The organism is Paraburkholderia xenovorans (assembly GCF_046030735.1).
Classification (GTDB): domain Bacteria; phylum Pseudomonadota; class Gammaproteobacteria; order Burkholderiales; family Burkholderiaceae; genus Paraburkholderia; species Paraburkholderia xenovorans_A.
This window is the reverse complement of sequence record NZ_JAQQBV010000014.1, coordinates 151,949-172,196: the sequence shown is the minus strand read 5'-3', so window position 1 is coordinate 172,196 and position 20,248 is coordinate 151,949. Positions and strand designations below refer to the sequence as shown.

16 protein-coding genes are annotated in these 20,248 nt (G+C 63.1%); 11 read left to right on the top strand and 5 right to left on the bottom strand.

Annotated features, from left to right (window positions below):
* The first annotated feature begins 154 nt into the window (after positions 1-154).
* Together PQQ51_RS16245 and PQQ51_RS16240 are read left to right on the top strand one after the other, a co-directional pair.
* The gene (locus PQQ51_RS16245; protein WP_408497810.1) at positions 155-901 is read left to right on the top strand and encodes a response regulator transcription factor; all 747 of its coding nucleotides are present in this window, start codon (positions 155-157) and stop codon (positions 899-901) included.
* Complete coding sequence (locus PQQ51_RS16240; protein ID WP_408497809.1) at positions 898-2,388, top strand: sensor histidine kinase; 1,491 nt, start codon at positions 898-900, stop codon at positions 2,386-2,388. Before PQQ51_RS16245 ends, PQQ51_RS16240 begins: the two co-directional genes overlap by 4 nt.
* 15 nt (positions 2,389-2,403) lie before the next feature.
* On the opposite strand, the gene PQQ51_RS16235 is transcribed toward PQQ51_RS16240, so the two are convergent.
* Positions 2,404-3,063, bottom strand: a complete 660-nt coding sequence (locus PQQ51_RS16235; protein WP_408497808.1) for a M24 family metallopeptidase — start codon at positions 3,061-3,063, stop codon at positions 2,404-2,406.
* A 144-nt stretch (positions 3,064-3,207) separates the two neighbouring features.
* Between PQQ51_RS16235 and PQQ51_RS16230 the strand changes: the two genes are divergently transcribed.
* The 3 genes from PQQ51_RS16230 to PQQ51_RS16220 all read left to right on the top strand — a co-directional run bounded on the left by PQQ51_RS16230 (position 3,208) and on the right by PQQ51_RS16220 (position 6,074).
* Complete coding sequence (locus PQQ51_RS16230; protein WP_408497807.1) at positions 3,208-4,137, top strand: LysR family transcriptional regulator; 930 nt, start codon at positions 3,208-3,210, stop codon at positions 4,135-4,137.
* Between the two features lie 155 nt (positions 4,138-4,292).
* Positions 4,293-5,495 (top strand): NAD-dependent formate dehydrogenase, encoded by a 1,203-nt coding sequence (locus PQQ51_RS16225; protein ID WP_408497806.1) that lies wholly within the window; start codon positions 4,293-4,295, stop codon positions 5,493-5,495.
* 78 nt (positions 5,496-5,573) lie between these two features.
* The gene (locus PQQ51_RS16220; protein WP_408497805.1) at positions 5,574-6,074 is read left to right on the top strand and encodes an HPP family protein; all 501 of its coding nucleotides are present in this window, start codon (positions 5,574-5,576) and stop codon (positions 6,072-6,074) included.
* Positions 6,075-6,161: 87 nt separating this feature from the next.
* On the opposite strand, the gene PQQ51_RS16215 is transcribed toward PQQ51_RS16220, so the two are convergent.
* Complete coding sequence (locus PQQ51_RS16215; protein WP_408497804.1) at positions 6,162-7,070, bottom strand: LysR substrate-binding domain-containing protein; 909 nt, start codon at positions 7,068-7,070, stop codon at positions 6,162-6,164.
* 115 nt (positions 7,071-7,185) lie between these two features.
* Here PQQ51_RS16215 and PQQ51_RS16210 point away from each other — a divergent pair, with 115 nt between their 5' ends.
* From PQQ51_RS16210 to PQQ51_RS16200, 3 genes are all read left to right on the top strand, one after another.
* Positions 7,186-8,205, top strand: coding sequence for a zinc-dependent alcohol dehydrogenase family protein (locus tag PQQ51_RS16210; protein ID WP_408497803.1), 1,020 nt, complete (start codon positions 7,186-7,188; stop codon positions 8,203-8,205).
* Between the two features lie 475 nt (positions 8,206-8,680).
* On the top strand, positions 8,681-10,942 hold the full coding sequence (katG, locus tag PQQ51_RS16205) for a catalase/peroxidase HPI (protein ID WP_408497802.1): 2,262 nt from the start codon (positions 8,681-8,683) through the stop codon (positions 10,940-10,942).
* 120 nt (positions 10,943-11,062) lie between these two features.
* The gene (locus tag PQQ51_RS16200; protein WP_408497801.1) at positions 11,063-11,491 is read left to right on the top strand and encodes a MarR family winged helix-turn-helix transcriptional regulator; all 429 of its coding nucleotides are present in this window, start codon (positions 11,063-11,065) and stop codon (positions 11,489-11,491) included.
* A gap of 134 nt (positions 11,492-11,625) precedes the next feature.
* On the opposite strand, the gene PQQ51_RS16195 is transcribed toward PQQ51_RS16200, so the two are convergent.
* The gene (locus PQQ51_RS16195; RefSeq protein WP_408497800.1) at positions 11,626-12,279 is read right to left on the bottom strand and encodes an FMN-binding negative transcriptional regulator; all 654 of its coding nucleotides are present in this window, start codon (positions 12,277-12,279) and stop codon (positions 11,626-11,628) included.
* A 165-nt stretch (positions 12,280-12,444) separates the two neighbouring features.
* On the opposite strand from PQQ51_RS16195, the gene pdxR reads away from it, so the two are divergent.
* The gene (pdxR, locus tag PQQ51_RS16190; protein ID WP_408497799.1) at positions 12,445-14,004 is read left to right on the top strand and encodes a MocR-like pyridoxine biosynthesis transcription factor PdxR; all 1,560 of its coding nucleotides are present in this window, start codon (positions 12,445-12,447) and stop codon (positions 14,002-14,004) included.
* Here pdxR and PQQ51_RS16185 read toward each other — a convergent pair.
* Both PQQ51_RS16185 and PQQ51_RS16180 read right to left on the bottom strand, forming a co-directional pair.
* The gene (locus tag PQQ51_RS16185) at positions 14,001-14,222 is read right to left on the bottom strand and encodes a hypothetical protein (protein ID WP_408497798.1); all 222 of its coding nucleotides are present in this window, start codon (positions 14,220-14,222) and stop codon (positions 14,001-14,003) included. The genes pdxR and PQQ51_RS16185 overlap by 4 nt on opposite strands.
* 143 nt (positions 14,223-14,365) lie before the next feature.
* Positions 14,366-15,151 (bottom strand): AraC family transcriptional regulator, encoded by a 786-nt coding sequence (locus PQQ51_RS16180; RefSeq protein WP_408497797.1) that lies wholly within the window; start codon positions 15,149-15,151, stop codon positions 14,366-14,368.
* 389 nt (positions 15,152-15,540) lie between these two features.
* Between PQQ51_RS16180 and PQQ51_RS16175 the strand changes: the two genes are divergently transcribed.
* A complete protein-coding gene (locus PQQ51_RS16175) occupies positions 15,541-17,670 on the top strand; it encodes a TonB-dependent siderophore receptor (protein WP_408497796.1) in 2,130 nt (709 codons plus the stop codon).
* A 302-nt stretch (positions 17,671-17,972) separates the two neighbouring features.
* On the top strand, positions 17,973-20,234 hold the full coding sequence (locus tag PQQ51_RS16170; protein WP_408497851.1) for a TonB-dependent hemoglobin/transferrin/lactoferrin family receptor: 2,262 nt from the start codon (positions 17,973-17,975) through the stop codon (positions 20,232-20,234).
* Positions 20,235-20,248 lie beyond the last annotated feature (14 nt).

Below are 20,248 nucleotides of genomic sequence, written 5' to 3'. Positions count from 1 at the left end.
GTGCGCGAGCGGTGTCGAAGTCCTCACGAAAAGTTAAATTAAATGTGATAACTCGCTGCCCGAAAATTTTGCACAATGGCGCAACCGCGCCGGTTTCCCCCCGCGCCTCCCTTTCAACGCCCGAACCACCTCATTGCCCGCCCCTGACGCCTCCATGGACCATCCGAAGCGCATCCTGATCGTCGAAGACGACGTCGACATCGCCAACGTGCTGAGCCTGCATCTGCGCGACGAGCGCTATGAAGTCGTGCACAGCGCCGACGGCAACGAAGGGCTGCGGCTGCTGGAGCAAGGCGGCTGGGACGCGCTGATCCTCGATCTGATGCTGCCCGGCGTCGACGGGCTGGAAATCTGCCGGCGCGCCCGCGCGATGACGCGCTACACGCCGATCATCATCACCAGCGCGCGTTCCAGCGAAGTGCACCGGATCCTCGGCCTCGAACTCGGCGCCGACGATTACCTCGCGAAGCCGTTCTCGGTGCTGGAACTGGTCGCGCGGGTCAAAGCGTTGCTGCGCCGCGTCGAAGCGATGGCGAAAGATTCCCGCATCGACGCCGGCAGCCTGCGCATCGCCGGCCTGACGATCGATCCGGTGACGCGCGAGGCCGGTGTTGAAGGCAAACCCATCGAACTGACGCCGCGCGAATTCGACCTGCTCTATTTCTTCGCGCAACATCCCGGCAAGGTGTTTTCGCGGATGGATCTGCTCAACGCCGTGTGGGGCTATCAGCACGAGGGCTACGAACACACCGTGAATACCCACATCAACCGGCTGCGCGCGAAGATCGAGGCCGATCCGGCCCAGCCCGAACGGATCCTGACCGTGTGGGGACGCGGCTACAAGCTGGCCGTGCCGGGCGATGCACCGTCGGCCGCCAGCGCCAACAAGGACGCGCCGTGAACCTGACACTGACCCAACGGCTTTCGCTCGTCTTTTCCGCTTTGCTGCTCGCATGCTGCGGCGCGTCGGCGTGGTTGCAGATCCGCTCGAACGATCTGCACGAAAAGGAAGTGGTGCAGAGCCTGTCGAAGAATCTCGCCGACCATATCGCGCACCGCACCACGCTGATGGACGCGAACGGTCTGCGGCCCGACGCGGTGCGCCAGTTGTTCGGCCAGTTGATGATGGTGAATCCGAGCGTCGAGGTGTATCTGCTCGACAACCAGGGGCGCATCGAGGGCGACGACGCGCCCGCCGGCCATGTCAAACGCGGCCAGGTGGATTTGACGCCGATCCGCCGCTTCATCGCCGGCGACGCGCTGCCCATTCTCGGCGACGACCCGCGCAGCACCGACGGCCGCAAGGTGTTCAGCGCCGCGCCGCTGCAATTGAACGGGCAACAACCGTCCGGTTATATCTACGTGGTGCTGCTCGGCGAGGAGCACGACGCGCTGGCCGCGCGCGTGGCCGCCAGTTCGGTGCTGCGCACCACGCTGTGGTCGATGGCGCTGGTCGCGCTGCTAGGGCTCGTTGCCGGTTTGACCGCGTTCGGCCTGATCACGCGACCGCTGCGCCGCCTGACCGACGTAATGCGCCAGTTCGACGCCGAAGGCGAACCCGGCACGCAACCGGTCGTGCCGCGTTCGTCGCCGCTCGGAAGGCGCGATGAAATCGCGGTGCTGGAAACGACGTTCGCGCAAATGGCGGATCGGATCGGCGAACAATGGCGAGCGCTCACGCGCAAGGATCAGCAACGCCGCGAACTGATCGCCAACATCTCGCACGATCTGCGCACGCCGTTGACCTCGCTGCACGGCTATCTGGAGACGCTGTCGCTGAAGGCGGACACGCTCGGCGAAACCGAGCGCAAACGCTATCTGGCGATCGCTTTGGCGCAGAGCGTCAAGGTCGGGCGGCTCGCGCAGGCGCTGTTCGAACTGGCGCGGCTCGAACACGGCAACGTGCAACCGGCGCTCGAAAACTTCTCGCTGGTCGATCTCGTGCAGGACGTGTTCCAGAAATTCGAGTTGCCGGCGGAAGCGCGGCGCATCCAGTTGCGCGCGGGCATTCCGTCCCGTTTGCCTAACGTCAGCGCCGATCTCGGCATGATCGAGCGGGTGCTGACGAATCTGCTCGACAACGCGATTCGTCATACACCGGACGACGGCGCGATCGACGTCGAACTCGTGCATAAAGACGGCAAGGTGTCGGTCACGGTGAGCGACACCGGCCCTGGGATTCCCGCTGAACAACGCGAGGGACTGTTCGAACGGCCGCTGAATGCCGGCGGCGCGCAACGCGGCGGCCTCGGCTTGCTGATCGTGCACCGGATGCTGCAACTGCATCACAGCCAGATCCGTCTGCTCGATCGCGACGCGCCTGGCACGGCGTTCAGCTTCGATCTGCCGACCAGCGAAAAACCGGCTATCGCCAGCGCGCCGCTGTAACGCGTAGCGATCGCGTTAGACCAGCAGGTCCTCATAGAACGCGCCGAACGGCTTCGTCGGATGCGCGAGCTGGATTTCAAGAATCCACAGGCCCGCGTCGGGACAGTCCGCGAAATCGCCCAGATTGCCGGCTTTGTAGATCGCATGCGGGAAGTCGCTGACGCGGTGGCCTTTGATGTCCAGATTCAGGCGCCAACCGAGTGCCTCGGCGCGTTGCGCGGCGAAATCATAAAGCGCGATGCCGCCCGCGCCGCTCGACCGCCAGTGCTGCTCCACTTCGTCGAACACGGTTTTCGCGGCCTCTGCGCAGGCTTTCATCTCCGCATCGCTGCCAACCACGAAAGTCGCGCCCGCGTCGCCTTCGTGCTGATCCCAGACCACGCCCAGGTCGACGAAAAAAATGTCGTTGTCGTCGAGGCGCGGGTCGCCGTCCGAGCGCTCGTTGAACTTCTTCAGCGTGTTCGCGCCGAAACGCACCAGCACCGGATGCCAGATCCGATCCATGCCCATCTCGCCCAGCACGCCCTTGCACAACGCGCTCGCTTCCGATTCGAGCATGCCGGGCCGGACCTGCTGCGCGAGGCGCTGCACGACTTCCCAGGTTTTACCCTGTGCATATTTCATCGACTCGAGCACGTACTTGCTGCCGACCGCCTGCTTCGCCGCTGCTTCCATCCACTTTCTCCGGTTATATCCGTTCAAATATAACGAGACAATGCAACGGTGTCCATGCGGTGCCCGCTACCCATTCGCTATATTCCATGTGATATAACGAGGCCGGCTCGTGCAAATCGCATCGGCCGGTCTTCGGGGAGCGCGATGTTCATTCGTCAACTTCATTATCTGGTGACGCTCGCGAAAGAGCAGCACTTCGCGAAAGCCGCTGAACTGAGCCATGTTTCGCAGCCGGCGTTGTCGTCGGCGATACGCAGTCTCGAAGCGGAGCTCGGTCTCGTGATCGTCAGACGAGGCCGGCGTTTCATCGGCTTTACCGAAGAAGGCGAGCGGGTGCTCGGCTGGGCTCGCCAGACGCTCGCCACACTCGAACACATGCGGCAGGACGCGTCGGCCGCCCAGGTCAGGCTGACCGGCACGATCCGCATCGGCGTCATTCCGACGACGATGCCCATTGTCGGCTTGCTGTTGGGCGCCTGCCGTTCGGATCACGCGGCGATCCGCTATTCCGCGCGCTCGCTGAGCGCGGACGCGATCCTGCGTCAACTCGACGACTACGAACTCGATATCGGCTTCACATATCTGGACGATCGCGTGCAGGCGGGCTTCGCGGTGCTGCCGTTGTATCGTGAGCGCTACTTTCTGCTGTCGCCTCCCGATTCGCCCGCGAGGCCGGAACTGAACCGCTGGGACGCGCTCGGCGAATTGCCGTTCTGCCTGTTGGGCACCACGATGCAGAACCGTCAGGTGATCAACGCGGCGTTTCGTCGGGCCGGCGTTCAACCGAGTGTCGTGCTCGAAACGGATTCGTTGCTGGCGTTGTATTCGAACGTTCAACACGCCGGTCTGTACAGCATCCTGCCGCACAGTCTGTTGAGCGTGCTCGACGCGCGCAGCAGCGTCAACGCGACGCCGTTGCTGCCGGAACTCACTCGCGAAATCGGCCTGATCACACGCAACTCTCCGTCGATGCCGCCGCTCGCTGCGGCGATGTGGGGCGCGGCGGAACGCCTCGACTTGCAGCAATCGTTCGACGCGCTGCTCAACAACGCGGACGTCGCTGCGCTGCAATAACGCGCGTCTGATAAGCCGCGCTTATCAGACGATCCGTCCAAACGATTGGACCGTGGCCGCCTCACTCAAAGACACTGTGTTCATCGATGCCACGCATCGACCCACCGGCAAAACACGATGCCGGATCACAATTGCAATGAGTGGAGCGAGACAACATGGCCAAGGTTCTTTGTGTACTGTATGACGACCCCGTCGGCGGAATGCCGAAGAAATATGCGCGCGACGATGTGCCGGCAATCACGCACTATCACGACGGTCAAACTGCGCCGACGCCCGACGCGATCGATTTCACGCCGGGCCAATTGCTGGGCAGCGTATCGGGCGAATTGGGGTTGCGCCGCTTTCTCGAATCGCAAGGACATACGCTGGTCGTCACGTCGGATAAGGACGGCCCGAGCTCCGTGTTCGAGCGCGAATTGCACGACGCCGAAGTGGTGATTTCGCAGCCGTTCTGGCCGGCGTATCTGACCGCGGAGCGCATCGCGAAGGCGCCGAAACTCAAGCTCGCGTTGACCGCCGGCATCGGTTCCGATCACGTCGATCTGCAGGCGGCGATCGAGCGCGGCATCACGGTCGCCGAGGTGACTTACTGCAACAGCATCAGCGTCGCCGAACATGTGGTGATGATGATCCTCTCGCAAGTGCGCAACTATCTGCCGTCGCACGAATGGGTGAAGCGAGGCGGCTGGAATATCGCGGATTGCGTCGAACGGGCTTATGACCTGGAAGGGATGCACGTGGGCACGGTCGCAGCCGGACGGATCGGCGCGGCGGTGCTGCGCCGCCTCAAGGCCTTCGACGTGAAGCTGCATTACACAGACCGGCATCGTCTGCCCGCAGATGTAGAACGCGAACTCGGCGCGACCTGGCATCCGGATGTCGAATCGATGGTGAAGGTGTGCGACGTCGTCACGATCAACTGTCCGCTGCATCCGGAAACCGAGCATCTGTTCGATGAAAAGATGATCGCGAAGATGAAACGCGGCGCGTACATCATCAACACCGCACGCGGCAAGATCTGCGATCGCGACGCGATCGCGCGCGCGCTCGAAAGCGGACAACTGGCTGGCTACGCGGGCGACGTGTGGTTCCCGCAACCCGCGCCGCGCGATCATCCGTGGCGCTCGATGCCGCATCAGGGCATGACGCCGCATACGTCGGGCACGACCCTGTCCGCGCAGGCGCGTTATGCGGCCGGCACGCGCGAAATTCTCGAGTGCTGGTTCGGCAAACGGCCGATTCGCGACGAGTATCTGATCGTCGACGGCGGCCAGCTCGCCGGCGTGGGTGCGCACTCCTACTCTGCGGGGAATGCGACGAAGGGTTCCGAGGAAGCGAGCCGCTACAAGGCGGCCTGATTCCGTTGCAGCCGGGCGCCGCGCATGGCGCTTGCACGCGCGGCGCCCGGCTGCCCACGCTTCTCGTTCGGAGCATCCATGCAAAGTTCTTCCTCGCCGGCATTAGCCGGCTCGCGTGCCGCATTGCGTCGTCACGCGGTGCCTGCCGCGCTCGGTTTTGCAGGCGGCACGCTGGCGATCGGCGTGCTCGGCATCATCGCGAAACTGAGCGGCTTGCCGCTATTGATCGCGCCATTCGGCGCATCGAGCGTGCTGCTGTTCGCCGCGCCCGATAGCCCGTTCGCACAGCCGAGAAACCTCGTGCTCGGACATCTGATCGCGTCGGCTATCGGTCTCGCGGTTTTCTGGATCGTCGGCGCCGGAGTGTGGCAGAGCGCGTTGGCCGTCGGCGCGGCGATTGCAGCCATGCAATTGACGCGGACCGTACACCCTCCAGCGGGCGCCGATCCGCTCGTGATCATGCTGGTGGGCGGCATGCCGGCAGGCTTTCTCGTCGTGCCGATTCTGATGGGGGTGCTGGTGTTGCAACTGGTCGCGCTGTTTTTTAACAATGTGATCCGCAAGCGCGTCATGCGGTAGCGGCAGGATCGCTTCGCGTATTGCGGCGTGGGTATATGTCGCGGCGGAGTCGGCGCCGCCGGCGGCTACCTGATCAAAGCGGCGACTTCATATCTTCGCCAGCACCCGCGGTATTTCATCCACCAGCGCATCGATCGCCACGCGCAGCTTCGACGACATGTGCCGCGATTGCGGGCGCACGAGATGCACCTCCGAGCCCAGCACGCTATTGCTGTCCAACACGAGCGACAAACGGCCGTCGCGCAGATACGGCGCCATGAGCCAGCACGGCAGCCACGCGAGGCCCAAACCCGCAGCGGCCGCATCGGCGATGGCCTGCAGATCGTCATAGCGCAGCCGCGCGGCAATCCGAACCTCGTGCACCTCGCCGTCCGCGCCAAGCACGCGCCAAGCCGCGCTCTGTCCACCGCGGCCATACGCAATGCCGACGCGTCCCGTGAGTTCGTCGATACCCGCGGGCCGGCCGTGTCGTTCGAGCCAGTCCGGCGACGCGCAAATGCCCATGCGCTGCACGCCGAGACGGCGTCCGATCAAGGTTGCGTGGTCCGGCAGCGGTCCAATGCGCACGGCGATATCGAAGCCGTCTTCGACAAGATCCGCCACGCGATCGCTGAACGACATCTCGACATCGAGCAACGGATGGCGCTCGATCAGCCTCTGCATCACCGGCGCGACGCACTGCCTGCCGAACAGCACCGGCGCGGTAAGGCGCAAGCGCCCCGAAGGCTCGCGCCGGCCGGCATCGAGCGCGGCCTCCGCGGCGCCGAGCTCGGCCACCACGCGGCGGCATTGGTCGTAGTAAGCCTGGCCTTCGTCCGTCAGGCTCAAATGCCGCGTGGTTCGCTGCAGCAACCGCACGCCGAGCCGCTGCTCCAGCCGCGCAACGATCTTCGCAATCGCGGAGCGCGTGACGCCGAGCCGTTCGCCCGCCGCGGCAAAGCTGCCGGCATCCACCACGTCCACAAATTCGGCAACGCCTCTCAGCCGATCGTCCATCGTATGCGCCTCTGCATTTGTCGCCCATCGGGCGACGGTAAGTGGTCTAAATCTCGTCAATGCGTCCCATCCGGCAACACTACCATAGGGCTCTCTCATTACGAATGGACTCGCCATGAACGCATGGAAACTGAAAGCCGGTGCAGGCATCGACGGTTTGACGCGCAGCGATGCGCCGATCCGCGCGCCGGGACCGAACGATGTCGTCGTCAGGATTCACGCTGCTTCGCTGAACTATCGCGATCTGATGTTCGCGCGCGGCGATTATCTCGGCATCAGCGACGCGCCGTTGATTCCGCTCTGCGACGGCGCGGGCGAAGTGATCGAAGTCGGCCGCGACGTCAGCCGCTTCAAGCCGGGCGATCGCGTCATCAACACCTATTTCCCGCAGTGGATCGACGGCGCCCCCGCGCCTTCGAAGGTCGGCAACTCGCCGGGCGCTGGTGTCGACGGCGTGCTCGCCGAACGCTTCGTGGTCGACGAAACGGCGCTCGTGGCGATCCCCGCGCATCTCGGTTATGAGGAAGCCTCGACGTTGTCGTGCGCGGGCATCACCGCATGGAATGCGCTGTTCGCGGACGGCGCGGCCAAACCCGGCGCCACGGTCGTGCTGCTAGGCACCGGCGGCGTATCGATCAGCGCATTGCAACTGGCGCACGCGGCGGGCTTGCGCACGATCATCACATCGTCGAGCGACGAAAAACTCGCGCGCGCCCGCCAACTCGGCGCCGACGAAACGATCAACTATCGCGCGACGCCCGAATGGCAGAACGAGGTGCTGCGGCTCACAAACGGCGTAGGTGCCGATATCGTCGTCGAAGTCGGCGGACGCGACACGTTGCCGCGCTCGGTCGCCGCCGCGAAGATGGGCGGACTCGTATCGATCATCGGCGGCGTGAGCAGTTTTGACGGGCCGCAACTCGAACTGCTTCCGGTGATCGGCGGTACCAAACGTCTGCACGGAATCATGGTGGGTAGCCGCTCGATGCTCGAAGACGTCGCCCGACTCGTCGCAGCGCATCAAATCCAGCCCGTCGTCGATCGCGTGTTCGACTTCGACGAAGCGCCCGCAGCTTATGCGCATCTGAAGTCGGGCCAACACTTCGGCAAGGTCGTGATCCGTATCGATCGCTGAGACCGTCGCCAGCATGCCCGCCGACCATGACGTCACACGCTTTTCGCTGCGTCGTCATCAGGACGAAACACTCAACCCACACGCTTGATTTTTGCGGATGAAGCGATCCGCCGCTGCCCCACCGCGCGACGCCCGGAACAATAGATGCCCGTGCGCATCAAACGACGAGCACTCGACACACAGCCGGCAACGTATAGCGATGCACTATCAATCGTATAGATGGATTCGCATTCAATTGACGGCCACTCTCACGTATATTTTGAAGTGCAGCAGGTTTGCCGACGCGAGCTCTCGTTGTCCAGCACCTATCACGTCATCCGTGTCGAACAGAGAGCATGCGCGTCGGGTAATCACAGCGGTACCCCCACAAGCGCCCACCATCTGACGTTCTGTCAGCCTCGCCGGAATCGTCGATGCACGATACCCGACGCCGGAAGCGGAACGGAGCGTGGGTCAGTCCTCCAGGAGATTGCGCATGTCAAGCGAAGCAAAGTGTCCGTTCAACCACGCTGCCGGCGGCGGCACCACCAACCGTGACTGGTGGCCCCAGCAACTGAGGCTAGACCTGCTCAGCCAGCATTCCAGCAAGTCGGACCCGCTGGACCCGAACTTCAACTACGCCGAGGCTTTCAAAAGCCTCGACCTTGCCGCGGTAAAGAAAGATCTCGCGGCGCTCATGACCGACTCGCAGGACTGGTGGCCGGCGGACTTCGGCCACTACGGTCCGCTCTTCATCCGCATGGCCTGGCATAGCGCCGGCACCTATCGTATCGGCGACGGCCGCGGCGGTGCAGGGCGCGGCCAGCAGCGTTTCGCGCCGCTCAACAGTTGGCCCGACAACGTCAGCCTCGACAAAGCCCGTCGTCTGCTGTGGCCGATCAAGCAGAAGTACGGCCAGAAAATTTCGTGGGCCGATCTGCTGATCCTAACCGGCAATGTCGCGCTCGAAACGATGGGCTTCAAGACCTTCGGCTTCGCCGGCGGTCGCGAGGACACATGGGAGCCGGATCACGACGTCTATTGGGGCAACGAGAAGACCTGGCTCGGCGGCGACGTGCGCTACGGCAAGGGCGCAGCCGGCAATAATCAGGATGGTGGCGTGATCGTCGCCGACGAAGAAAAGCACGGCGAAGAAGTAAGCCGCGACGACAACGGCCGCATTCTGGAAAACCCGCTGGGCGCTGTGCAGATGGGCCTGATCTATGTGAACCCGGAAGGTCCCGACGGCAATCCCGATCCGCTCGCCGCAGCGCACGACATCCGCGAAACCTTCGCCCGCATGGCGATGAACGACGAGGAAACCGTCGCGCTGATCGCCGGCGGTCACACGTTCGGCAAGACGCACGGTGCAGGGCCGGCCGATAACGTCGGTCCGGAGCCGGAGTCCGCCGATCTCGAGAATCAGGGCCTCGGCTGGAAGAACAGCTTCGGCACCGGCAAGGGCGGCGACACGATCACGAGCGGTCTCGAAGTCACGTGGACCACCACGCCGACTCAATGGGGCAACGGCTTCTTCGAAAACCTGTTCAAGTACGAATGGGAATTGACGAAAAGCCCGGCGGGCGCCAACCAGTGGGTCGCGAAGGACTCAGGCGAAACGATTCCGCATGCGCACGATCCGGCCAGGAAACTGCGCCCGACGATGCTCACCACCGACCTGTCGCTGCGCTTCGACCCTGAGTACGAAAAGATTTCGCGGCGCTTCCTCGATAACCCGGACCAACTCGCCGATGCATTCGCGCGCGCCTGGTTCAAGTTGACGCACCGCGACATGGGACCGCGCGTCCGCTACCTCGGCACCGAAGTCCCGGCAGAAGAACTGCTGTGGCAAGACCCGCTTCCGGCCGTCGACCATCCGTTGATCGGCGAGCAGGAGATTGCTGCACTGAAGCAGAAGATTCAGGCGTCGGGTCTGTCGGTTTCGCAACTGGTGTCGACCGCCTGGGCTTCGGCCTCCACCTTCCGCGGCTCGGACAAACGCGGCGGCGCCAACGGTGCGCGCATTCGCCTCGCGCCGCAAAAAGACTGGCAAGTCAATCAGCCCGAGCAGTTGGCGAAAGTGTTGAAAACGCTCGAAGGCATTCAGAGCGAATTCAACGGCTCGCAGTCCGGCGGCAAGAAGGTTTCGCTGGCCGATCTGATCGTGCTGGCGGGTAGCGCCGGCATCGAGCAGGCCGCGAAAAACGCGGGCCGCGTAGTGAGCGTACCGTTCACGCCGGGCCGCACGGACGCCTCGCAGGAACAGACGGACGTGCAATCCGTCGGCGCGCTGGAACCGCTCGCCGACGGCTTTCGCAATTACGTCAAACGCAAGTTCGGTGTTCCGGCTGAAGCGCTGCTGATCGACAAGGCGCAGTTACTGACGCTGAGCGCACCGGAGATGACCGCGCTGATCGGCGGCCTGCGTGTTCTGAAGGTTCAGGCCGGACAGGATTCGCACGGTGTCTTCACGAAACAGCCGGAAACGCTGACCAACGACTTCTTCCGCAACCTGCTCGATATGAGCACGGAATGGAAACCGGTCTCGGCAGCGCGCGAGGTGTTCGAAGGACGCGACCGCAAGAGCGGCGAGTTGAAGTGGACCGGTAGCCGCGTCGATCTGGTGTTCGGTTCGCATGCGCAGTTGCGGGCGTTGTCCGAGGTCTATGCGAGCGAAGACGGACAGGAGAAGTTCGTTCGCGACTTCGTCGCCGCATGGGTCAAGGTGATGGACCTCGACCGCTTCGATCTCGCGTAAGCGAAAGCAAAAGCAAAAAGCGGAACCAGCTAAACAGCCGGACTTGCAAGCATACCTTGCAAGTCCGGCTGTTTTTATTCAAGCTGTGGAGCTTGTTCAGTCCTCAGCGAGTCAATCACCATGCCGGCACTTCCGTTCGAGCAATCGGTCCTCGATTTCATGCAGGCACTCGGGCTGCTCGTGCGGCGCACTCGCAACGAGTCTTCCGGCGAAGCACTCTCGATGACGGAATCCGTCGTCATGTCGCGACTCGCGAACGACGGCCCGGCGACCACCGCGGCATTGGCGCGCGCTGAAGGCATGAGGCCGCAATCGATGGGCACGACGATCGCTTCGCTGGAGGAAATGGGCATCGTCAAACGCAAGCCGCATGCTACCGACGGCCGCCAGATGCTGGTCGAACTGACCGCGAAGGGCATCCGGCTACGCACGCAGAATCGCGAGGCGAAGCAGATGTGGCTGTCGCACGCGATTGCGGAACTCGACGCCGAGGAGCGCGACACGCTGTTCAAGGCCGCGGGCATCATCAAGCGGCTGGCGGAACAGTGAGCGAGAGCGACGGCGTAGCCAGCCTAGTAGATCCGTCGGTCTGGAAAGTGGCCGGCATCTCGTGACGCTCGGGATGGCATCGCTGCTGCCGCGACGGATACATCGAGCGAGCGAATAATGCCGCCGCTCGGCTTTTACTGCCCCCCGTCCTTCGCGCTTTTGATCGCCGCGAAATCGAGCATCGCGCCGCCGATCGCATGTTCTCCGCTCTCGTTGAGCGCATTGCCCGCGCCGCGAATATCGCGCACTTCCTTGTTCTGGCTCAGCTTCATCTTCCCCACCAGACGCGTGATTTCGATCTCCACGCCGACAATCGCCTTGAGCAGCGTGTCGATAAACTCGGGCTCGCTGTCCGTCATCTTCCACGGACGCGGCTGCGACGCTTCGTGCGTGCGCGTGAGGCGCGCCACCAGCCCGCGCACATAGCGCTCGTCGTCGCGGATGGTCACACGGCCGTACGCGTGGACCACCCGGTAATTCCAGGTGGGCACCTGTTTGTGCAGCTCGTGCTTGCTCGGATACCAGGTCGGCGAGATGTACGCGTCGCCCGCGCGAAACACGACCAGCACTTCGTCCGAATCGGCAACGTCCTGCCAGACCGGATTCGCGCGCGCCACGTGCGCATGCAGCACGCCGTGTGTGCCTTCGCCTGCGTGCAGTTCGAACGGAATGTGATTCGCGTCCAGACCGCTCTTGCCATGTGTGATCAGCATGCCGAACGGATTGTCGGCGATCAGTGCGTGCAGAACCTCGGTACGCGGCTCGTCAAAATGCGGGGGTATGTACATATCGGCTCCATGATGCGTGCAGCGATGCGCCAGCGGTCATTCGATACCCAGCCGACGCAGCAGCCATCCCGCACGACGCGGGACGCCCTCTTCGCAAAGAATTGTGGCGGCAAACTGGTTTATATTGTAGAACCAGTTTTGGTAATTTTTATTGGACCAGAATTCATGGCGCGCAAACCGGAAGCGGTGGCGGTACCGTCGATCGGCGCACTCGATCGGTCGGCCGGACAGTTGGGGCGTCAACTCGCGCAATCGCTGCGTGACGCGGTGCGCCGCGGCGATCTCAAACCCGGCGAGGTGCTGCCGTCCACGCGCACGCTGGCTGCATCGCTGCAAGTGGCTCGCGGCACTGTCGTCGAGGCATTCGAACAACTGATTGCCGAGGGCTTTCTGCAAGCGCAGCCAGGCGCCGCCACGCGCGTCGCGCAATCGCTCGCGCCAGCCGCCGCCGAGGCGCGCAGCGCACACGGTGCACGCACCTCGTCCGTCAAAGCCGCGCCGATTTCCAGACGCGCGCAACTGTTCGCACAGGTTGCACGCCAGTTCGCCGCGGTACCGCAGGCGCCGTTCGCCGTTTCGGTGCCGGTCGGTCCGGCCGCGCCGGATGACATCTGGCGCCGGCTCGGCAACCGGCTGCGCGCACGCGGACCCGGCGCGCCGGCAAGTTATGGCGATCCGCAAGGCGCGCGGGAACTGCGCGAAGCGATCGCCGATTACGTCAGACGATCGCGCTCGGTCCGCTGCGATGCCGAACAGGTGATCATCACCAGCGGCACGCAACAAGGCCTTTATCTGTCGTGCCAGGTATTGCTCGACGCCGACACGCCCGCATGGGTCGAAGATCCCGCGTATCGCGGCATCACCGCCATTCTGGAAAGTACCGGGCGCCCGGAGCGCATGATTCGCGTACCGGTCGACGCGGAAGGGCTCGACGTCCACGAAGGCATCCGCCGCGGCCCGCACGCGAAAGCGGCGTTCGTCACGTCGTCGCATCAGTATCCGCTGGGCATGCCGTTGAGCATGGCGCGGCGCAACGCGTTATTGACCTGGGCGCGCGCGAACGACGCCTGGGTGGTCGAAGACGACTACGACAGCGAACTGCGTTACGCGGGACATCCATTCCCGTCGCTCCAGGGGCTCGCGCCGGATCGGGTGATCTACCTCGGCACGTTCAGCAAGATCCTGTATCCGTCGTTGCGCCTCGGTTATGCGGTCGTGCCGGAGAATTTCGTCGATGCGTTCTGCGGCGCGCGCGTGCTGATGGATCGCAATCCGCCTAACGCGGACCAGCACGTCCTGGCGGCCTTCATCGCGGAAGGTCATCTGGACCGTCATATCCGGCGCATCCGCGGCGTCTATGCGGAACGCCGCGCGTGCATCATCGGGACGATCGAACGGCTGTTGCCGAAACACATCGCATGGTTGCAGCCGAGCGACCAGGGGATGCATCTGGTGCTGTGGCTCGCGGCAGGTATCGACGATCGACAGGTGGCGTCTTTAGCGATCGAAAGCGGTGTGGTGGTACGCGCGGTGTCCCCGATGTATTCGGGCGGCAATGGCCCGATGGGGTTGATACTCGGTCTCGGCGGTTTCAGCGACGAAGAAATCGAATCCGCCGCTCAACGTCTCGCCGCGAGTATCGAGAGTATCGCCAGTGTCGCGAACGTCACGACCGCCGCTCGCGGTGCGAACCGGCGAAAGAGGAAAAACACGCGCACGACCTAGTCGGTGACGATCACCGCCAGCGTCTTCGAATCGGGCAACTCGAATTCGCTGAGGCGACCGGCGCGCACATCCAGAACCAGTTGGTTGAGCGAGTCGACCTGCCCTGATTCCTGTTCAACATCGCCTTCCGTTGCGGCCGCGATTTTTTCAAGCCAACTACGCCGACGTTCAAGCAAAAAGCTCACGGCACTCGCGCGCCGCATAAAAAACTGCTCCATTTTCCTGTCCACTACCCTGCAAAATTCAGCGCCCCGGATCGGAGCGGGGGCACACCATAACACGCACGAACGATGAATCAATGCAACGCCAGGAAAGTGAAAGAAACGCGCTGCAAAAAAACGCGTCTACGTGTTCACGTCATTTACTTCGACGCCAGATAGCGCTGCGGCGAGTCGCCGGTCACCTGCCGGAACATCGCGATGAAGGCGCTCGCGCTGCTATAGCCGAGTTCTGTCGACACCTGCGCCACCGGCTGGCCAAGCGCGAGCCGCGTGATCGCTTCGGCGACGCGCAATTGCTGGCGCCACACGCCGAACGTCAACCCGGTTTCCTGCTTGAAGCAACGCGCGAGTGTACGGCTGCTCGCACCGAAATACTCGCCCCAGAAGTCGAGCGAATGGTCGCTCGCGGGGTCGTTCATCATGTGCTCGCAGATCTTCAACAGACGCGCGTCGCGCGGCAACGGCACGCCGCTTTCGGGCACCGCGGGGGTATCGGCGAGCACCTTCAGCAGCAACGGTACGGACAACGCCGCGCGGCTGCCCGGCGCGTAGTGCTCGCCGTCGGCACTCAGCGTGATCGCCAGTTCGCGCAGCAGCGGTGAAGCGGCGATCACGGCCGGTTCGCGCCACGGCCACGGAAACGCGGCGGGTTCGATATAGACGCTGCACAGATCGGTTTCGCCCACCGCGTGCAATTCGTGATCGATGTCCGAAGGCAACCACACCGCGCGCGACTGCGGCAGCGTCCACGTGCGCGCGGGCGTCAGCACGCGTACGACGCCGCGTATCGCGAACACCAGTTGGCCGTGCCGATGCTGATGCCACGTCACGCGTTCGCCATGCCGATAGTGCATGACCGCGGCCAGCACATCGCGCGACAGCGGCCGCGGCGTGATCGGGTAGCGCTTGAGCAGGAAATCCTTCATGGCCGTCGATGACGAGAGGTTTGGGCGATTTATCCGGCATAGGACTGTATCGCAAAATTGCCTTATTTTGTCCAAAATTCGACATCGATTGTCTCCCTTTCTTTTTAACGAACCGCTATTCTCCTTCCCTGTCAGTGAGTTACGCCGAATCGCCTCATTTTTTGATAATGCTTCTCATTTGTTGCCTGGCGTCTCACTGCACTCCACGAGCGGGACCACCCGCCGCGCTATAACAACGTCGTCCCCCACAGGATTTTTGAATCGTCCGCCCTTGCCGGAAGGACGCCGCTCGGACATTTACAACAGTGGGTTGATCAGTGAAAACAACAATGCATGGACCAGCTGCGCGACGCGCGCAATTACGGGGATGGCGCACGCTCGCGCCACACATGACGCCGCTCGCACTCGCGTTGCTGAGCACGTGGTCGCTTCACGCGCGAGCGCAAACCGCGCCGGCCGCACCCGCCGCCAGTACATTGCCGGCCGTCACGGTCTCGGCGACCGTCGCGCCTGACGCAACGACCGAGGGCACCGGTTCGTACGCGTCGAAAACCGCCACGATCGCGGGCAAGTCCGGGCAATCGATCAAGGAGATTCCGAACTCCGTGTCCGTGCTGACGCGTCAACGGATGGACGATCAGAACATGACGACCCTCCAGGAAGCGTTGAGATACGTGACCGGTGTCGAGTCGGTCGACTACGGCGACGGCACGGCGTACTTCAAGGCGCGCGGCAATACGCTCGGCGTCGAGTTCGACGGCGTGTCGATCGTCAGCGGTTTGCAATACCTGCAGCAGTTCGACCTCGCGATGTACGACCGCGTCGAAGTGATCCGCGGACCGTCAGGCGTGATGGACGGCGCCGGCGATCCGGGCGGCACCGTCAACCTGGTGCGCAAGCGTCCGCAGGACACCTTCCACGTGTCGACGGAAACGCAGATCGACTCGTTCGGCAGCGCGCGCCAGATGATCGACGTGACCGGTCCGCTGAACAAGGACGGCTCGTTGCGCGGCCGCGCGGTGCTGGTGGGCAGCGACGGCCTGCAATCGGTCCAGGGCACGCGTCAGAAGGAAGTAATGGCCTATGGCGCGATCGATTACGATTTCAACCCGCGCACCACGTTGTCGCTGTCCGCGGGTTATCAGGTCAATCCGATTTCCGGCCTCGACTATGGCGCGAGCGGCGTCGTCAACAGCGACCGGACGGCCCTGATCGGCCGCGTGCCGGGTTCTTACTCGCAGAACTTCAGCCCGAGCTGGAACTATGGGTATACGTCGCTGGAGGAAACCAACGCGAACCTCGTGCACACCTTCGAGAACGGCTGGAAGTCGCAGACCACGCTGTTCTACCGGCACGAGTTGAGCAAGGGCGACTACGCGTACGCCGGTCCGGGCGCCACCGCCAGCGGTTTGTCGTTCTACGGCGAGCAGCGTCAACGAAATACCTACGACTGGTTCGGCGCCGACACGAACGTGCAGGGCGCGGTGCAGGCATTCGGTCAGACGCACACGTTCACGATCGGTGCGAATTACTCGCTGCTGTCGACCACGCAGGACTCGGGCTTTCAATCGCTGAACGGTCCGTTCGCTAATCAGACTTACAGCCTCTACGATCCGAACGCGGTGCAGAAGGTCTACGTGCCGTTCACGTACGGCGCGAACAATCGCACTGAACAGTACGGCGTGTACGCGCAAGGCCGCATCCATCTGGCGACGCCGTTGACGCTCGTGCTGGGCGTGCGCGAAACCTTCTTCCAGGAAACCTCGCAGACGATCATCCCGACCGTCTCCGACTGGACCACGCAGGCGCAACTGAATCACCGCTTCCTGCCGTCCGCCGGTCTCGTGTACGACATCCTGCCGTCGATGACCGCGTATGCGAGCTACTCGAAGTTCCTGACCGCGCAGACCGCCACGACCTATACGGGCCAGGGCCTTCCGCCGCGCAGCGGCGAGCAGTACGAAGTCGGTTTGAAGAACAGCTTCCTGAACAACCGTTTGTCGACGACGGTCGCCGCGTTCCGTATCAACGACAACAACCGTGCGATCACGGACCCGAATAGTCCGACGGGCCAAGGGTCGATCGCCGGCGGCAAATCGACCGACCAGGGTTTCGAAGTCGAAGTGACCGGCGAGCCGATGCCGAACTGGAACGTGTACGCGGGCTACACGTATCTCGACGTCAACTTCGAGAACGACACGCCCGATCTGACCGACGGCACCGATCCGAAGCATCTGTTCAAGCTATGGACGAGCTACAAGTTCACGCAGGGGTTGATGAGCGGCGTGACGGTGGGCGGCGGGATGCTGGCGCAAACGCGGATTTCGCGCGGTGTCGAACAGGGCGCGTATGCGATCTTCAATGCGACGGTGGGTTACCGGTTCAACAGCCATGTGGAAGCGTCGCTGCAGTTGAACAACCTCTTCAATCGCAGCTATTACATCCGTCCGCCAGGCAGTTTCTATAGCGTGTTCGGCGACCGGCGCAATGTGATGCTCACACTGCGTTCGGATTTCTGAGCGGCAAGCCTTAACACCTCAAGCGGCCACCGGTCGAGAAACTCGCGACCAGCAACTCTTCCGCATTCCCCGGTGGCCGCAAACCGTCAATGTGCGCAAATCCGCACCCCTCTATTGACAATGATTCTCATTACCCATAAAGTTTAACCTTTCATAAATATAACGATTCATTCATTGCGCTTTACTTATTAACCACACGCCCAGCCCCAATCTGCGATTGGGCTGCCAGCCAGGTGCCGTGAAATCACCCAGCCAGCTTTTCGGGTCTCTTCATCAGGGATTTTCACGTGCATTTCTCTCGTCTGGCGCGGCGTCCGCTGTCCGCCACGCTGGCTGGCGCCTATGGCGTCGCCGGTTTCCGGTCTCATGCTCATGCCGCAACCGAAGCGTCCGCTGACGCAGGCACGCCAAGTACAGTTCAGTACGCCGAACTGCGCGGCGGCCCGGATGCGCTCGATCCAGTCACCGTCACCGCCACGCGCACCGCGTCGAAATCCAGCCGCACTGCGGCCAGCGTCTCCGTCATCTCGGCGGAAGATCTCGAAGAACAGCAGGCCGAAAACATCAAGGACGCGCTGCGCTACGAACCGGGCGTGACGGTGCGGCGCACGCCCTATCGTCCGACTACGGCGGCCACCGCAGGCGGCCGCGACGGCGATTCGAGCATCAACATCCGCGGCCTCGAAGGCAACCGCATCCTGCTGATGGAAGACGGTATCCGCCTGCCGAATTCGTTCTCCTTCGGTCCGCTGGAAGCGGGTCGCGGCGACTACGCGGACATCGGCACGTTAAAGCGCATCGAGATTCTGCGCGGCCCGGCCTCCGCGCTGTATGGCAGCGACGGCCTGACCGGCGCGGTCAATTTCATCACCAAAGATCCGCAAGACCTGCTCGACATCTACGGCAAGAAAACCTACTTTTCGGTGCGGCCGAACTACGAGTCGGCCGACCGCAGCTTCGGCGCGACCGTGCAGGCCGCGGGCGGCAACGACATGATCCAGGGCATGGTGATCGCCGACGGCCGACGCGGCCACGAACTGGACGGCACCGGCACCGACAACTCGGCGAGCCCCAAACGGACGACGGCGAATCCACAGGACACCTACTCCGAGTCGGTGCTCGGCAAACTGGTGATCAAGCCCACCGCGCACGACACGTTCAAGTTCACCGCCGAAACGGTCCGCCAGCGCATCGACACCAACGTACTCTCCGCCGTCAATCCGCCGACCACGCTCGCGTTGACCGCGAACGACCGCCTCGAACGCAACCGCTACAGCCTCGATTACGACTTCGGCAACGAAGCCGCACGCTTCTTCCAGACCGCGCACGTTCAGTTCTACTATCAGGACGCATCGCAGGACCAGAAATCCTACGAGACACGCGGCACGAGCGCCTCGCGCAGCCGCGACAACAATTACAGCGAGCGCATCGTCGGCGGCTCGGCGTTTGCGGAGAGCACGTTCCACACCGGCATCCTCACGCACAAGCTGCTGTATGGCGGCGACGGCAGCGTCGACCGCATAACCAACGAGCGCAACGGCACGGTGCCGGGAGCGGGCGAAGCGCCGTTCCCCAACAAGGCTTTCCCGGATACCGACTACACGTTGCTCGGCGCTTTCCTGCAAGACCAGATCAGCCTCGGCGCGCTGACGGTCACGCCGGGTCTGCGTTTCGACAGCTACAGGCTCAGCGCGAAAACGGGCGATCCGCAATATGCGGGGACACCGGTTTCATCGAGCGACAACGCGCTGTCGCCGCGTCTTGCCGTGCTGTACGCGATCTCGCCCGCGCTGATTCCGTACGCACAGTACGCGCATGGCTTCCGCGCGCCGTCACCGGATCAGGTGAACAACAGCTTTGCAAATCCGCTGTACGGCTACACGTCGATCGGCAATCCGAATCTCAAGCCGGAAACCAGCGACACGATCGAGGCCGGTCTGCGCGGCAAACTCGGCACCGGACTCGGACCGCTGAACTACAGCGCCGCGGTGTTCGCCGGCCGTTATCGCGACTTCATTTCGCAGCAAACGATCGGCGGAACGGGCCGGCCAAACGACCCGCTGGTGTTCCAGTACGTCAACTATGGGAAGGCCCGCATTCACGGTCTCGAAGGCCGCGCCGAATGGTTCCTGCCGAAGGGTTTTTCGGTGAAAACGGCGATGGCTTTCACCAAAGGCAGCGTGGAAAACACCGGCGCGGCGAATCAGCCGCTCGATACCGTCAACCCGTTTTCCGCGATCTTCGGCGTGCGTTACGAACCGAGCGAGCGATGGTTCGCGCAAGCGGACCTGCTGTTTCAGGCGGCAAAAAAATCCAGCGACATCACGCCGAAAAGCTGCAGCTCGGCGACGTGTTTCGCGCCGCCTTCGTCGTTCGTGGTCGACCTGCGCGGCGGCTATCGCTTCAGCAAGCACGTGGTCGCGTATGTCGGCGTGTTCAACCTGTTCGACCGCAAATACTGGAACTGGTCGGACGTGCGCGGCATTGCCGACACGTCGTCGATCAAGGACGCGTACACCGCGCCGGGCCGCAACGTCTCCGTCAGCATGAAGTTCGACATGTGACGTCGCTCATTTTC

Excerpts from the sequence above, each read along its gene's own strand:
- PQQ51_RS16245 (WP_408497810.1), top strand. The coding sequence starts at position 155 with ATGGACCATCCGAAGCGCATCCTGATCGTCGAAGACGACGTCGACATC.
- PQQ51_RS16235 (WP_408497808.1), bottom strand. The coding sequence starts at position 3,063 with ATGGAAGCAGCGGCGAAGCAGGCGGTCGGCAGCAAGTACGTGCTCGAG.
- PQQ51_RS16230 (WP_408497807.1), top strand. The coding sequence starts at position 3,208 with ATGTTCATTCGTCAACTTCATTATCTGGTGACGCTCGCGAAAGAGCAG.
- PQQ51_RS16225 (WP_408497806.1), top strand. The coding sequence starts at position 4,293 with ATGGCCAAGGTTCTTTGTGTACTGTATGACGACCCCGTCGGCGGAATG.
- PQQ51_RS16220 (WP_408497805.1), top strand. The coding sequence starts at position 5,574 with ATGCAAAGTTCTTCCTCGCCGGCATTAGCCGGCTCGCGTGCCGCATTG.
- PQQ51_RS16215 (WP_408497804.1), bottom strand. The coding sequence starts at position 7,070 with ATGGACGATCGGCTGAGAGGCGTTGCCGAATTTGTGGACGTGGTGGAT.
- PQQ51_RS16210 (WP_408497803.1), top strand. The coding sequence starts at position 7,186 with ATGAACGCATGGAAACTGAAAGCCGGTGCAGGCATCGACGGTTTGACG.
- katG (WP_408497802.1), top strand. The coding sequence starts at position 8,681 with ATGTCAAGCGAAGCAAAGTGTCCGTTCAACCACGCTGCCGGCGGCGGC.
- PQQ51_RS16200 (WP_408497801.1), top strand. The coding sequence starts at position 11,063 with ATGCCGGCACTTCCGTTCGAGCAATCGGTCCTCGATTTCATGCAGGCA.
- PQQ51_RS16195 (WP_408497800.1), bottom strand. The coding sequence starts at position 12,279 with ATGTACATACCCCCGCATTTTGACGAGCCGCGTACCGAGGTTCTGCAC.
- pdxR (WP_408497799.1), top strand. The coding sequence starts at position 12,445 with ATGGCGCGCAAACCGGAAGCGGTGGCGGTACCGTCGATCGGCGCACTC.
- PQQ51_RS16185 (WP_408497798.1), bottom strand. The coding sequence starts at position 14,222 with ATGGAGCAGTTTTTTATGCGGCGCGCGAGTGCCGTGAGCTTTTTGCTT.
- PQQ51_RS16180 (WP_408497797.1), bottom strand. The coding sequence starts at position 15,151 with ATGAAGGATTTCCTGCTCAAGCGCTACCCGATCACGCCGCGGCCGCTG.
- PQQ51_RS16175 (WP_408497796.1), top strand. The coding sequence starts at position 15,541 with ATGACGCCGCTCGCACTCGCGTTGCTGAGCACGTGGTCGCTTCACGCG.